This window comes from Phaeobacter sp. JH20_37, from assembly GCF_048056015.1.
Classification (GTDB): domain Bacteria; phylum Pseudomonadota; class Alphaproteobacteria; order Rhodobacterales; family Rhodobacteraceae; genus Phaeobacter; species Phaeobacter bryozoorum.
This window is the reverse complement of sequence record NZ_JAYMWW010000015.1, coordinates 90,088-103,598: the sequence shown is the minus strand read 5'-3', so window position 1 is coordinate 103,598 and position 13,511 is coordinate 90,088. Positions and strand designations below refer to the sequence as shown.

At 59.1% G+C, this 13,511-nt stretch carries 13 protein-coding genes; 9 read left to right on the top strand and 4 right to left on the bottom strand.

Features of this window, described 5'->3' with window-relative positions; genetic code table 11:
- Positions 1-48 precede the first annotated feature (48 nt).
- The 3 genes from VWZ87_RS13475 to VWZ87_RS13465 form a co-directional block, all read right to left on the bottom strand.
- Complete coding sequence (locus VWZ87_RS13475; RefSeq protein ID WP_416534326.1) at positions 49-3,078, bottom strand: aminotransferase class III-fold pyridoxal phosphate-dependent enzyme; 3,030 nt, start codon at positions 3,076-3,078, stop codon at positions 49-51.
- Positions 3,079-3,151: 73 nt separating this feature from the next.
- Entirely contained in the window at positions 3,152-4,213 is a 1,062-nt protein-coding gene (gene hemH, locus VWZ87_RS13470) for a ferrochelatase (protein ID WP_416534325.1), read from the bottom strand.
- A gap of 128 nt (positions 4,214-4,341) precedes the next feature.
- Entirely contained in the window at positions 4,342-5,172 is an 831-nt protein-coding gene (locus VWZ87_RS13465; RefSeq protein ID WP_340547153.1) for a methyltransferase domain-containing protein, read from the bottom strand.
- 14 nt (positions 5,173-5,186) lie between these two features.
- Here VWZ87_RS13465 and VWZ87_RS13460 point away from each other — a divergent pair, with 14 nt between their 5' ends.
- The 4 genes from VWZ87_RS13460 (at position 5,187) to VWZ87_RS13445 (ending at position 7,571) form a co-directional block, all read left to right on the top strand.
- Positions 5,187-5,915 carry a double zinc ribbon domain-containing protein gene (locus VWZ87_RS13460; RefSeq protein ID WP_416534324.1) on the top strand — a complete coding sequence of 243 codons (729 nt, stop codon included), beginning with the start codon at positions 5,187-5,189 and terminating at the stop codon, positions 5,913-5,915.
- A gap of 85 nt (positions 5,916-6,000) precedes the next feature.
- A complete protein-coding gene (gene grxC / locus VWZ87_RS13455) occupies positions 6,001-6,258 on the top strand; it encodes a glutaredoxin 3 (protein ID WP_340547155.1) in 258 nt (85 codons plus the stop codon).
- 42 nt (positions 6,259-6,300) lie between these two features.
- Entirely contained in the window at positions 6,301-7,131 is an 831-nt protein-coding gene (locus tag VWZ87_RS13450; RefSeq protein ID WP_416534323.1) for a carbon-nitrogen hydrolase family protein, read from the top strand.
- The gene (locus VWZ87_RS13445; protein ID WP_340547157.1) at positions 7,131-7,571 is read left to right on the top strand and encodes a MarR family winged helix-turn-helix transcriptional regulator; all 441 of its coding nucleotides are present in this window, start codon (positions 7,131-7,133) and stop codon (positions 7,569-7,571) included. Before VWZ87_RS13450 ends, VWZ87_RS13445 begins: the two co-directional genes overlap by 1 nt.
- Before the next feature lie 270 nt (positions 7,572-7,841).
- Here the strand turns inward: VWZ87_RS13445 and ubiG are convergent, their stop codons facing one another.
- Entirely contained in the window at positions 7,842-8,588 is a 747-nt protein-coding gene (ubiG, locus tag VWZ87_RS13440; RefSeq protein WP_416534322.1) for a bifunctional 2-polyprenyl-6-hydroxyphenol methylase/3-demethylubiquinol 3-O-methyltransferase UbiG, read from the bottom strand.
- Positions 8,589-8,637: 49 nt separating this feature from the next.
- On the opposite strand from ubiG, the gene pip reads away from it, so the two are divergent.
- The 5 genes from pip to VWZ87_RS13415 all read left to right on the top strand — a co-directional run bounded on the left by pip (position 8,638) and on the right by VWZ87_RS13415 (position 13,510).
- Complete coding sequence (pip, locus tag VWZ87_RS13435; protein ID WP_340547159.1) at positions 8,638-9,618, top strand: prolyl aminopeptidase; 981 nt, start codon at positions 8,638-8,640, stop codon at positions 9,616-9,618.
- Positions 9,615-10,457, top strand: coding sequence for an ABC transporter substrate-binding protein (locus tag VWZ87_RS13430; protein WP_416534321.1), 843 nt, complete (start codon positions 9,615-9,617; stop codon positions 10,455-10,457). The genes pip and VWZ87_RS13430 overlap by 4 nt, the downstream gene beginning before the upstream one ends.
- A 190-nt stretch (positions 10,458-10,647) precedes the next feature.
- Positions 10,648-11,238, top strand: a complete 591-nt coding sequence (gene rimP, locus VWZ87_RS13425; RefSeq protein ID WP_340547161.1) for a ribosome maturation factor RimP — start codon at positions 10,648-10,650, stop codon at positions 11,236-11,238.
- Entirely contained in the window at positions 11,238-12,863 is a 1,626-nt protein-coding gene (gene nusA / locus VWZ87_RS13420; protein ID WP_340547162.1) for a transcription termination factor NusA, read from the top strand. The genes rimP and nusA overlap by 1 nt, the downstream gene beginning before the upstream one ends.
- A gap of 26 nt (positions 12,864-12,889) precedes the next feature.
- Positions 12,890-13,510: an RNA-binding protein gene (locus tag VWZ87_RS13415; protein ID WP_416534320.1), complete on the top strand. Its 621-nt coding sequence runs from the start codon at positions 12,890-12,892 to the stop codon at positions 13,508-13,510.
- The last annotated feature ends 1 nt before the right edge of the window (position 13,511 follow it).

The following is a 13,511-nucleotide window of genomic DNA, read 5'->3' as shown; positions in this document are numbered from 1 at the left end:
CTCCCGACCTGACATGGGCCGGGGAATGCAATTTTGGTTCAGGGCGGCTCAACCGTCGTGAACTTCGGACAGAATGCTGTTCATCGATGCGAGAATCATCTCGATTCCCTCTGCATCAATCGTCAGCGGGGGGCGGATTTTCAGAATGTTGTCCTTTGGCCCTTCGCTACCGATCAGGATGCGATGATCGCGCATGCGGTTCTTCACATAGGCGCAGATATCCGTCGCTTCTGATCCGTCGTTGCGGATCAGTTCGACACCGATAAATAATCCCATGCCGCGCACATCCCCGATCGACTGATAACGGGATTTCAGTTCGCGCAGGCCTTCGATCAGTTCGGCCCCACGCACCCGCGCATTCTCCTGTAACCCTTCCTCATCGACGATATTCAGCACTTCGGTACCGATGCGGCACGACAGGGTGGAACCGCCAAAGGTCGAGAAGAACTCAGGCCCCTGTGCAAAGCTGTCCGCGATGGCGCGGGTTGTTACCAGCACACCCAGGGGATGGCCGTTGCCGATTGGTTTACCGAGTACCACGATATCGGGGCTGGCCTCTTGGTGTTCAAAGCCAAAGTAGTAGTCACCAAGGCGTCCTAGACCGGTTTGAACCTCATCGGCGATACAGATGCCACCTGCGGCGCGGATCTTGTCATAGACGGCGGGCAGATAGCCCTTTGGCGGAATGATCTGACCGCCGACAGAAGGGAAGGTCTCGGCAATGAAGCCGGCCACCCCATGACCGCTAGCACGCAGCTTTTCGATGGCCGGATCCACTAGGTCCGCGTATTTCTGCGCGCGGTCTGCGTCATCACGCCGGTAAGATCCGCGATAGTCATCGGCAACTTCGACCAACTGCACCCAGTCAGACGGGCCCACGCCACCCTTTGCATTGAACTTATAGGCGGAAACGTCAATCACGCCAGTGGTGTTGCCGTGATAGCCATGATCGGGCGTTACCATCCCCTTGGCACCTGTGTGCGCCCGTGCGAGGCGCAGGGCCAGCTCATTCGCTTCGGTGCCGGAATTGACGAAGAAGCAGACCTCCAGATGGTCGGGCATCTTTGATAGCACCTTTTCTGCAAAGGCGGTTTGTGCCGGGTGCAGATACCGGGTGTTGGAGTTCATGCGTTTCAACTGATCGGCAGCAACCGCCTGAACGCGGGGATGCGCGTGGCCTACATGCGGCACGTTGTTATAGGCATCGAGATAGGGGCGGCCCATTTCGTCAAACAGATGATGTTTCCACCCACGCAGCAGCATGACCGGATCGCTGTAGGTCAGGCTGAGATTGCTGCCGAAATGTGCCTTTCGATCCGCCAAAACCCGGCGCTTGTCAGTCGGTTCATATCCGGTTTTCTCCGCAGGCAGGTTCAGTAACGGTGCAGGGTTTGGGCAAAGTGCGTTCCACAGCAAGAGGTCGTCAGGATCCGCCACTCCGGGCCAGTCTGCCTCAATTCCCTTGGTCGATAGCGCCAGTTGGAAATGCACATGTGGAGCCCAGCCGCCGTTTTCAGTTGCATCGCCGAGCTGGCAGAACGGCGCGCCCTTGGCGACCCGGTCGCCAACCGAAAGCTGAGTACAGCAGTCAGGGTCAAGATGACCGTAGAGCGTATAAAATTCTTCTCCGGTGTCGGTATGGTGTTTCAGGATGACAACACCGCCGTAGTCCAGATGAGCATCGCGGTTCTCCACCGCCACGACCTCACCCTCCAGGGGGGCGTAGAGCGTCTGACCGGCCGGGGCAAAAACATCCACTGCGAGATGGACGGTACGCCGGTCGCTGGCTTTATACGCGCCTTTGCGGAAGGCTGGGGCAGTATAGATCAGCCGTGGTTCGTTGTAATATCCAAGCCACCAGTCGGCACCGTTTTCGCCGGAAAACTCTCGCCCGACTTCGGCAGCCTCGGCCAGCGGCATATCAAAAGGGTTCTGCGGCCAGGTTGATGTCTCGACCGAGAGAGACCCCATCGGCAGACCCGTCAAATCGCGTCCCATCAGAGGAGCGAACTCACCGGAATATTTCTCTAGATAGGCAATAACCCGGTCGGCACCATCGACCACCGAAAGGCCGCAGGTCGCTCTCAGCCGGGACGAAATCAGGGCCGGATGCTCACTTGGCTGCTCCAGAAAACGCCATGCAGGACCCTGCGATATGGTCACATAGGGGTCATCGGGATTGTCTTTGGCCACCAGTGTGGAATTGACGACGCTGACGGCCAGACGCATCCGCAGCAGAGGCCAGAGAAGATCTAGTTCGGTCTCGGTCAACGGATTGACGGCGTGGTAGCCTTCTATCAGCGCGGACAGGGCAGCCTGCGGTCGGGGATTATCCAGCACGATATACGCAGCTGCAATGGCCAGATCACAGATTCGCGGCGCAGCACACATGTCGCCAAGGTCGATCAGACCGCCGACATGGCGTGGTTGGCATAGCGTGCCAGTAACGAGAATGTTGTAGTCATTGGCGTCATTATGAATCGCCTGTTTCGGAAGGGAGCCAAGCACCGGCTTCAGCTCTATGAAATCGGCGCAGATCGCAGCAATCAGGCTCCGGCGTTTGCTGTCTGCGATGCAGTCGAGATCGCTTGCCACCCAGTCGGCAGACATCAGATCCCATTTGAAATCACGTAGCAGCGCGGGATGGTCAAAGGTTTTGAGCGCGCGGGTGATGCTTCCAAGCGCGGCACCGATTTCCCTGATGAGAACGGATGATTTCGGCGCGCTTTTGGCATAGCAGCGGCCCGGCAGCTGAGTTTGCAGCCAGACCAGGCGCTCAACCCCGGTTTCGTCTGCAAGATCGAGGCAGAGCGCACCATCGGCGGCTGCCACGGCGCGTGGACATGGCAGATCCGGGTCAGTTTGATGGAGATGCGCCAGCGCAGCGATTTGCATCTCGACGAGATCAGGGGCGCAACCGGGGCGCATGACCTTTAAAATATAGCCCTGCCCATCCTCGGCGATTGCACGAAAGTTCAGGTCATATTCCCCGTCCAACCGTGACAGGTCAGCGGTGATGCCCCAGTGATTATTCAGGGCATCGGCCCAATGCAATTCGGCCAGGTTCAATGCGGTCATGAGAGGTCCCTGTTCAAATATCCTCAGCCCCGTTGGTCGGGGCGTTTTGGCTATTTGGACCGGGGAGTGGCGATTAGTCCAGCCACCCTTTCAGATTGCGTTGGATAACGCCGGACAGCGCGTCAATGTGCTCGGCGTCATCGTTCAGGCAAGGGATATAGAGAAAATCTTCTCCGCCCGCGTGCTCAAAGCTTTCGCGAATTTCCTCGTTGATTTCCTCAAGCGTCTCAATGCAGTCTGCCGAGAAGGCGGGGGCGATCACCGCGATGTTTTTCTTGCCTTCTTTGGCGAGGGTGGCGACGTGATCCACGGTATAGGGCTTCAGCCATTCTTCGGGGCCAAACACCGACTGAAACGTGGTGGTGATTTCGGTATCGGTCCACCCCAGACGTTCTTTCAGGAGGCGCGTCGTTTTCTGGCACTGACAATGGTAGGGATCGCCCTGCATCAGATAGCGCTTGGGCATCCCGTGATAGGATACAACCAGAATTTCGGGTTTTTTCTCGGCGGTGGCATAAGCTTTCTCCACCGAACGCGCGAGGGCGTCGATATATGCCGGATCGTCAAAATAGGGTGCGACGGTGCGTGCGGCGGGCTGCCAGGTTTCTTCCATCAGGGCGCGGAAAAACTGGTCGTTGGCGGTGGCCGAGGTGGCCCCGGCATATTGCGGATAAAGCGGGACGAAGAGGATTTTCTGACAGCCGGCCTCAACCATTGCCCGCACTTTGGATTTAGTTGAGGGATTGCCGTAGCGCATACAGAAATCCACCATGACCTCTTTGCCATACCGCTCCTGCAGCGCTTCCGACATCGCGGCGGTCTGCTCCTTGGTGATGGTCATCAGGGGGCTTTCGCCCTTGTCATGGTTCCAGATGGACTTATACGCCGCTCCCGAGGAAAACGGCCGTTTGGCCAAAATGATCAGTTGCAACAGCGGCTGCCATTTCCAGGCAGGATAGTCGATCACACGCTTGTCCGAGAGAAACTCGCTCAGATACCGGCGCATCGGCCAGTAGCTGTAGTCATCGGGGGTGCCCAGATTGGCCAACAGTACGCCGACCTTCGCCGGGGCGATCTTGGGGTGGTCTGCCGGCGCATGAGCGGGGCAGGTGGCGGGGGCAGTGGCGTCCAGCATCTATCAGGGTCCTGTGCGGTAAACGGTCAGCGGATCGTTGGTCCGCCCTAGCTATATGAAGATACGGCGGAAATGACCAATTGGATCATTCCACCAGAGCCATAGGATAGACCTATGGCTGGTTCTGTCTACTTTGGCAGCGGTGTTTCCGGCACCTTCAGCGCATCCGCCAGTCGCGCCTTTGCCGATCCGGGGCGCAGCGGTTTTTGCTGGGTGTCGGACGGGGACCAGCCGGTCAGGCAAATCAGTTCAAAGGTTGCAGGCAAAAGACCGTCCTCCGTTGCGTAGGTGGACCGGTAGATATCCGCAGTGTCAGCGAACAATTTGCGCGTGGTTGCGGTCTTTTGCCTCTGTGTCATGGCATTGGTTTCGCCCATGCCGCGCAGTTCGTGCATCAGGTGCCACAGGTCGCGGTACTTTGCGGTCAGCGGCACAACATCCGCCACCGGAAGCGCAAATCCGGCCCGTTGCAACAGCGCACCCAGATCGCGCACTTCGCCCATCGGGGCCACGCGGGGCGACAGCCCGCCGGAAAGGCGGGTTTCGGCGGTGGCCAGGGCGCTGCGCAATTCATGCAGGGTCTGGCCGCCCAGCATCACGACCAGCAGCAAGCCGTCTTCGGTCAGGGCCCGGTGACATTGGATCAATTGTCCGACCGGATCATTGGCCCAGTGCAGTGACATGGCATGGACCACAAGATCATGGGCACCAACCGCCAGATCCAATGTTTCGTCATCCGCGACATGTTTGGCATCGGGCAGACAACTGTCCCAGCCTTGCGCAAAAGGCGCCACCAGCGCTGGGCGCGTAAAGCTCCTGTTAACCATAGAGAGCCGATCCTCAATCTCATCGCGTGCGATGTCGTGCAGGAACAGGGCTTCGGGGGTCAGGCGGCTGCGATGGGCGGCGAGTGCGCTGCGGTCAAAGAGCTGCGGGCGGGGCGTCGTGGCTTTGGTCATGAGGGCTATTTAGGATGTTGAAGGCGCGGATACAAACGGCTGTTTCGCTGATCTACCCGCCGCGCTGTCTGGCCTGCGGTGAGTGGGTCGACAGCGATTTCGGACTTTGTGGCCCCTGCTGGCGCGAGACACCGTTCATACATGGAACTTGTTGCCATGGATGTGGAGTCCCTTTGATCGGGGAGGAGGATGGGTTTCGCCTCGAATGTGATGAGTGTATGGATCACCCATGGCCCTGGCAGGAAGGACGCGCCGCGCTGACCTATGAGGGCACGGCCCGGCGGCTGGTACTGGCCCTGAAACACGGGGATCGAACTGAAATCGCCCGGCCTGCAGGGCGCTGGTTGGGGCGGGCGGCTGCCAGTTTGCTTGTGGATGATCCCTTGGTGGCGCCAGTGCCGCTACACTGGTCGCGGTTTCTGCGCCGCCGCTATAATCAATCTGATCTGCTAGCCCGACAAATGTCCCGAGACGCTGGCTTGGACTACTGCCCGGACCTGTTGCGGCGCGTTCGCCGTACGCCTTCGCTTGAAGGGCAGGGCCGCTGCGAGCGCTACGCAACGTTGGCGCGGTCGATTTCGGCGCATCCGAAACATGCCGCACAGATTGACGGGCGTATCGTCCTGCTGGTCGATGATGTGATGACCAGTGGTGCCACGCTTGCGGCCTGTAGCGAGGCTTGCCTTGATGCAGGCGCAAGCGCGGTCCGTATCGCCGTGCTTGCAAGGGTCACGCAGTCGTGATCTGAACGCGCTGGGGCTGGCAATTCTATCATGGACTGCCCAAGTTCAGGGCCAAGCCACTGAATATTTTCAAACGGAGACCCGAATGAAACCGGTCGAAATCTACACTTCCCCGCTCTGCGGGTTTTGCCATGCCGCAAAACGCCTGCTGACCCAGAAAGGCGTAAGCTTCGACGAAATCGACGTCTTGGCTAATCCTGATCGCAAGGCCGAAATGATCGAGCGTGCCAATGGTGGGCGTACCGTTCCACAGATTTTTGTCGGCGAGACCCATGTCGGTGGATGCGATGATCTTTATGCACTGGATCGGTCCGGCAAGCTGGATCCGCTGCTGGCAACCTGAGGCGCGGTGATTAAGATCGGTGACCATCGGAGGGTATAAGAGATGCGTGCGGCCTTGCTTCAACTGACATCAAGCGACCAGCCAGCTGAAAATCTGGTGATGGTGCAGGAGATGATTGCCGAGGCCGCTGCCGCTGGCGCCGGTTTTGTACTGACACCAGAAGTGACAAACTGCCTTTCTGGAAGTCGCAGCCACCAGACGTCGGTCCTCCATCATGAAGCGGATGATCCGACGTTGGCGGCCCTGCGCAGAACTGCCGAGGAGCGTGGTCTCTGGCTGTCTCTCGGATCCCTCGCGTTGAAGACGACGGATGCCGATGGACGGTTTGCCAATCGCCAGTTTCTGATCGATCCAGCCGGTGAGATTGTTGCGCGCTATGACAAGATCCACATGTTCGATGTGGATGTCACGCCTGAAGAAACTTACCGCGAGTCGGATGGATACCGCCCGGGCCGTCAGGCTGTGGTTGCACAGACTCCATTTGCAGCCCTGGGAATGACCATCTGTTACGACGTACGCTTCCCCTATCTGCATCGGCGTCTGGCCAAAGCAGGGGCTCAGGTGCTGCTGGCGCCAGCTGCCTTTTCGCCTGTTACCGGTTCGGCCCATTGGCACGCATTGCTTCAGGCGCGTGCAATCGAGACGGGCTGCTATGTGCTTGCGGCTGCTCAGACGGGCACCCATCCGGCAACCAAGGGAAAGTCGCGACGCACCTATGGCCATTCTCTGGTGGTGTCACCCTGGGGGGAAATTCTGGCCGATGGCGGCGTTGAGCCAGGGGTAACCTACATTGATCTTGACCTTGAAAAAGTGGCACAAGCGCGTCGACAGGTTCCTTCCCTGTTTCATGACCGAGAATTCGACGGCCCCTGATGGACGATACCAATTCCCTTGCGGTTTCGCTGTTCAGCGAAATTCTGATGGCAGATCAGCTGGCGCGGACCCGGCTGGGACAAGTGCTGCCTAAGGGAATGGAACTGTCGCATTTCTCGGTATTGAACCATCTCGCACGTACCGGAGTTGAGCGGTCGCCCGCTCAGCTGGCCAAGGCGTTTCACGTGACCCGTGGGGCGATGACCAATACATTGAGCAAGCTGGAAGCGGCGGGCTACGTTCATATCCGCCCAGACTGGGATGATGCGCGACGCAAAATGGTCGCCATCAGCCCGGCGGGACGACAGGCGCGCGACGCCGCATTGGCCAGCATTGTTCCGATGATCCGAGAAGTGGTTGAGGAACTGGGGGGTGACCGGGTCAAATCCGCGCTGCCGATCCTGCGAGAGTTCCGCATTAAGCTGGGAAGTCGCGACTGATTGGCGACTACGGGCGCAGGGCCCCAATCCTGCAAAACGGAAAAGGACGTCTGCGAACAGACGTCCTTGGTGCCCCCCGTCAGGCTGGTCCGTGAGTGGTAGGCTTAACGACAGGGCGGCCCGGAACAAGGGCCTCTGTGCATTCACTCGGTGACAGGTCAGCAACATCTGACCCTATCCATGGTCTACCACGTAGAAGGTAGCGGCCCAACGACGCAGAAGGATGATTGCCTATCCTAAAGTATAGGGGCAGGGCTTTTGCCTCCGCGCTTAGCGAGGCTTTGTGCTGGCTGTCACGTAATTTACGCTCAAATCACGGTCCGAGAGCGACCAGCTCCAGAAGATCGGATTGAACACAAAACCCTTCCGATCGACAGGCGTCAGCCCCGCCTTTGAGAGCAGCTCGAACAGCTCGTCTGGTGTAATGAACTTCGACCATTCATGTGTCCCGCGCGGCAGCCATCGCATGACAACCTCGGCGCCTAAAATGGCCATCGCGTAGCTTTTGGGATTGCGGTTGATGGTTGAACAGATTTGCAGACCACCGGGCCTGAGCAGCTGCCGCGTGGCAGTTAGATAGCTGAGCGGATCGGCAACATGTTCGACCACCTCCATGTTGAGAACCACGTCGAACTGCTCGCCCGCCTCTGCCAGCGCCTCGGCCGTGGTGTGGCGATAGTCGATGTCCAGACCGGATTGCTGGGCGTGAACCTGAGCGACCGGAATATTGCCCGCTGCGGCGTCGGCGCCGACGACATCGGCACCCAGACGGGCCATTGGTTCGCTGAGAAGCCCGCCACCGCAGCCGATGTCCAGAATGCGCAGTCCGGAAAAGGGCGCCTGATCGGATAGGTTGCGATCAAATTCACCAGCAATTTGCCTGGTGATGTAGTCCAGCCGACAGGGGTTCAGCATGTGCAATGGTTTGAATTTTCCAGTGGGATCCCACCATTCGGCGGCCATGGCCTCAAATTTTGCGATCTCGGACGGGTCTACCGTGGATTGAGGCGCTTGCATTCCTGTCTCCGTGTGTTCTTTTATCATTCAGGACTAAGTTAGGTCAGTAATGGACAAATACCCGTATCAAAAGCGCGCAGTGCAGTATTTGTACCCGCCCATTGAACCCTTTGATCAGCGGATGGTCGATGTGGGGCAGGGCCACCATATCTATATGGAGCAGAGCGGTAATCCGGACGGTATCCCTGTGGTGGTCTGTCACGGAGGCCCGGGTGGCGGGAGCAGCCCGGCCATGCGGCGGTATTTCGACCCTGACCACTACCGGATTGTATTATTCGATCAGCGCGGTTGCGGACGGTCGCGGCCGCATGCCTCCTGCGCTGACAATACTACCTGGCATCTGGTCGCGGATATGGAAATCATCCGCCGACTTCTGGGGCTGTCGCGGTGGATGGTGTTCGGCGGGAGCTGGGGGGCAACTTTGTCGCTGATCTATGCCCAGACCCATCCCGAGCGGGTGCGCCATCTGATCCTGCGCGGCGTCTTCCTGATGACCAAGTCAGAGCTGGACTGGTTCTACGGTGGTGGTGCTGGCCGTTTCTGGCCGGAGACCTGGTCGCGTTTTGTCTCGATGATCCCCGATGGTGAGCGGGGCGATCTGATCGCCGCCTATAACAGACGGCTGTTTTCCGGCGATATGGCTGAGGAGATCCTGTTCGGCCGGGCTTGGTCGGCATGGGAGAACGCGTTGGCCTCGATCCATTCCAACGGCACATCGGGCGAAAGCCCGGGCGACTACGCGCGCGCCTTTGCACGACTGGAGAATCACTATTTCATCAATGGCGGGTTTCTCGACTACGATGGTCAGATCTTTGCCAATATGGGGCGCATATCGCATATTCCCGGCATCATCGTGCAGGGGCGGTATGATATGATTTGTCCGCCGACCTCCGCCTGGCGATTGAAAGAGCTGTGGCCAAATGCCGAGTTGAAGATGGTGCGCAATGCGGGCCATGCTCTGTCCGAACCGGGAATCAGCGCCGAGCTGGTGCGCGCAATGGACCAGATTGCAGAGGAGCAGGAGCCATGACACGGATCGACAGGCGTGCGCTGTTCACATCTGGCGCCGCGGCTGCCCTGCTGGCTGCAACCGGGGCCGCGCTGGCTGATACGCCGCGGCAGGGCGGGATCCTTCGTCTCGCGGTACCGCGAGACGGTGGGCTGATGGATCAGGTTGCTCGTGGGGCCGTGTTTGACACCTTGATGGAAATTGGCCCTGACGGCTCCTTGCGGCCTGAGCTGGCCAGTCGCTGGAGCAGCAGCCCCGATGCGCGGGTCTGGCAGTTCGATATTCGCGCTGATGTGACGTTTCACGATGGAACACCGGTGCGGGCGGCGGATGTGGCGGCAAGCCTGCTGGGCAGCGATATCGGCGATGGCGCTGCTCAAATCGACATACTCTCGCCCGGTAGCATCCAGATTGTGCTGGGCGCATCCAATCCGCATCTCCCTTATTTATTGGCCGATGGCCGGTTTGCGATTGCCGCCGGCGGGGAAAACTCAGGCGACCTCTCAGCGGCAAACGGGACCGGGTGCTACAGGGTGGAGCGCGCGCGCTCAGGGCGCGACTTCCGCGCGGCGCGGGTGCGGGGGCACTACAAATCCGGTCAGGCCGGTTGGGTCGATACGGTTGAGTTGATCGTGATTCCCGATGCCGCCGTGCGGGCTGAGGCGCTGCGGGATGGATATGTCGATGTCGCAGCCCTGCCAGCACCCGAAGGTCTCGTGTCGCGCGGCAGTTTTCACTACCATCCATCCGTTGATGACATGGCGCTGGCAGCCCGGCGGGATGTTGGTATGCCTCGGACGATAGGCACTCGGTCGGCTTTGGACGATGGTCGAATTGCGGAACGCTGGTGGCGCCTCTGATCTGCACGATTTGCAAGCCTGGGTCCGCACAGAACATGGGTCAGGGGAACTGCCTCTTGCAGTTTGGCCTGATCCGGCGTATATGCCTTTCGTAACAGCGGCGCGTCGGGTTTGACCCTCAGCTCCACCGGAAAGTTCAACGGGCCGCGCGCCCGTTTTTTTGTGCCCGAATCACAGATCTGGAATTCGTATGACCAATGACCTGATAGCCAAGGCAGCCATCGACCGTCGGCTTGCCGAGATCATCACCCCGGTGATTGAAGATCTCGGTTTTGAGCTGGTGCGTATTCGGCTGATGTCTGGCAAGACGACCACCCTGCAGATCATGGCCGACAAGCCTGAAGGCGGCATCGAGGTGGATGGCTGCGCTGAGATCTCCAACGCGGTCAGTGCGACGCTGGACGTGGAGGATCCGATCCTTGACAGCTACGCGCTTGAGGTCTCCAGCCCCGGTATCGACCGGCCGCTGACCCGTCTCAAAGACTTCGATATGTTCGAGGGCTATGAGGCCAAGATCGAGACCAGCGAGCTGATCGACGGCCGCCGCCGTTTCAAGGGCGAGCTGGCCGGTGTTGAGGATGACGAGGTTCTGATCAATATCGAAGAACATGGCGAGACTGTTACCATCGGCTTGAAATTCGACTGGTTGAGCGATGCCAAACTGGTTCTTACCGATGATCTGATCAAAGAAATGCTGCGTCAGCGCAAGGCTGCCGGCACCCTGAACGAAGACGCATTCGACGAAATCGAGGCCGATGGGTCCGAAGAGGAGAAAAAGTAATGGCTATCACATCAGCAAACCAGTTGGAGCTTCTGCAGACCGCAGAAGCCGTGGCGCGCGAAAAGATGATCGACCCCGGCTTGGTTGTCGATGCGATGGAAGAGAGCCTGGCGCGGGCTGCCAAGAGCCGCTACGGCAGCGAGATGGACATTCGTGTGTCCATTGACCGCAAGACTGGCCGTGCGACCTTTACCCGCGTGCGGACCGTGGTCGAAGATGACGCGCTGGAAAACTACCAGGCGGAAATGACTGTTGAGCAGGCCAAGCAGTATATGGCCGATCCTTCGGTTGGCGATGTCTTCGTCGAGGAAGTGCCTCCTGTCGAGATGGGCCGGATCGCTGCCCAGTCCGCCAAGCAGGTGATCCTGCAGAAGGTGCGCGAAGCTGAGCGTGATCGTCAGTACGAAGAGTTCAAGGATCGTGCCGGCACCATCATCAACGGCCTGGTCAAACGTGAAGAATACGGCAACGTCATCGTTGACGTGGGTGCGGGTGAGGCGATCCTGCGCCGGAACGAGAAAATCGGCCGCGAGAGCTACCGCCCGAATGACCGGATTCGCTGCTATATCAAGGATGTGCGCCGCGAGCCGCGTGGCCCTCAAATCTTCCTGTCGCGGACCGCGCCGGAGTTCATGGCTGAGCTGTTCAAGATGGAAGTGCCTGAAATCTATGATGGCGTTATTGAGATCAAGGCGGTTGCCCGTGATCCGGGTTCGCGCGCAAAGATTGCTGTGATCAGCTATGATGGCTCCATCGATCCGGTTGGCGCCTGTGTCGGTATGCGCGGTTCGCGCGTTCAGGCCGTGGTCAACGAACTGCAGGGTGAAAAGATCGACATCATCCCGTGGAACGAAGATCAGCCGACCTTCCTCGTGAACGCGCTGCAGCCTGCGGAAGTGTCCAAGGTTGTTCTGGACGAAGAAGCGGGCAAGATCGAGGTCGTGGTCCCCGAAGAGCAGCTGTCGCTGGCAATCGGCCGTCGTGGTCAGAACGTGCGTCTGGCATCGCAGCTGACCGCGCTTGATATCGACATCATGACCGAGGAAGAGGAATCGGCCCGCCGCCAGAAGGAATTCGAGGCGCGCACCAAGCTGTTCATGGAAACCCTGGATCTGGACGAATTCTTTGCCCAGCTGCTGGTCTCCGAAGGCTTTACCAACCTCGAAGAAGTTGCCTATGTCGAGCTGGATGAACTGCTGGTTATTGACGGTGTCGATGAGGGCACCGCTCAGGAGCTTCAGGCGCGTGCGGCTGACTACCTGGAAGCGCAGGCGAAAGCGGCGATTGATGCAGCCCGCGCATTGGGTGCCGAGGACAGCCTGATTGACTTTGATGGTCTGACGCCCCAAATGATTGAGGCACTGGCCAAGGATGGCATCAAGACGCTTGAAGATTTTGCTACCTGCGCTGACTGGGAGCTGGCCGGCGGTTGGACCACCAACAAGGGTGAGCGCGTCAAGGATGACGGCATTCTGGAACCATTTGATGTGTCGCTGGAAGATGCTCAGACTCTTGTCATGACCGCCCGCGTTCTGCTGGGTTGGGTGGATCCCACCGAACTGGAAGCGGATGCTGAAGACGATGCCGACATCGAAGACGGCGAAGCAGAAGAGGGCGAGGCCTGAACTCAGGCCTCGCAGCGAGGATAGCAATGACACGCGGTGGCAGTGACAAAGACCGGTCCGACGGACCGGAGCGAAAATGTCTGGCAACAGGCGAGATCCAGCCCAAAGAAGGGCTGATCCGCTTTGTTGTTGGCCCCGAAGGTCAGGTTGTTCCTGATGTGATGGGAAAGCTGCCGGGGCGCGGGGTCTATGTGACCTCGACCGAGGCAGCGCTCCAAACTGCGGTAAAGAAGAAACTCTTTGCCCGCGGTTTCAAGGCGCCGGTGACGGTGCCTGAAGGGCTGGTGGATGAAATCAAAGGTCAGGTGCTGCGGCGCCTGATCGAGCTGATCAGCCTGGCGCGCAAGTCGGGTGATGCGGTCTCTGGCTATGAGAAGGTTAAAGACTGGCTGGCCAAGGAACACGCCCGCGTATTGATCCAGGCTTCGGATGGATCAGGACGGGGCAAATCAAAATTGAGCACGCCGCACCGTGGGAAATTCATCGGATGCCTCACTGCGGATGAGCTGGGCATGGCCTTTGGGCGCCAAACTGTGATACATGCGGCGCTGGCCTCTGGTGGACTCGGCAAACGTGTTGTAGAGGAAGCGCAACGACTACAAGGTTTGCGCGAAACGGTGGGCGGCAAGGGCCGCACGGAAGGATAAA

Coding starts and splice junctions, on each gene's coding strand:
- VWZ87_RS13475 (WP_416534326.1), bottom strand. CDS start 3,078: ATGACCGCATTGAACCTGGCCGAATTGCATTGGGCCGATGCCCTGAAT.
- hemH (WP_416534325.1), bottom strand. CDS start 4,213: ATGCTGGACGCCACTGCCCCCGCCACCTGCCCCGCTCATGCGCCGGCA.
- VWZ87_RS13465 (WP_340547153.1), bottom strand. CDS start 5,172: ATGACCAAAGCCACGACGCCCCGCCCGCAGCTCTTTGACCGCAGCGCA.
- VWZ87_RS13460 (WP_416534324.1), top strand. CDS start 5,187: ATGTTGAAGGCGCGGATACAAACGGCTGTTTCGCTGATCTACCCGCCG.
- grxC (WP_340547155.1), top strand. CDS start 6,001: ATGAAACCGGTCGAAATCTACACTTCCCCGCTCTGCGGGTTTTGCCAT.
- VWZ87_RS13450 (WP_416534323.1), top strand. CDS start 6,301: ATGCGTGCGGCCTTGCTTCAACTGACATCAAGCGACCAGCCAGCTGAA.
- VWZ87_RS13445 (WP_340547157.1), top strand. CDS start 7,131: ATGGACGATACCAATTCCCTTGCGGTTTCGCTGTTCAGCGAAATTCTG.
- ubiG (WP_416534322.1), bottom strand. CDS start 8,588: ATGCAAGCGCCTCAATCCACGGTAGACCCGTCCGAGATCGCAAAATTT.
- pip (WP_340547159.1), top strand. CDS start 8,638: ATGGACAAATACCCGTATCAAAAGCGCGCAGTGCAGTATTTGTACCCG.
- VWZ87_RS13430 (WP_416534321.1), top strand. CDS start 9,615: ATGACACGGATCGACAGGCGTGCGCTGTTCACATCTGGCGCCGCGGCT.
- rimP (WP_340547161.1), top strand. CDS start 10,648: ATGACCAATGACCTGATAGCCAAGGCAGCCATCGACCGTCGGCTTGCC.
- nusA (WP_340547162.1), top strand. CDS start 11,238: ATGGCTATCACATCAGCAAACCAGTTGGAGCTTCTGCAGACCGCAGAA.
- VWZ87_RS13415 (WP_416534320.1), top strand. CDS start 12,890: ATGACACGCGGTGGCAGTGACAAAGACCGGTCCGACGGACCGGAGCGA.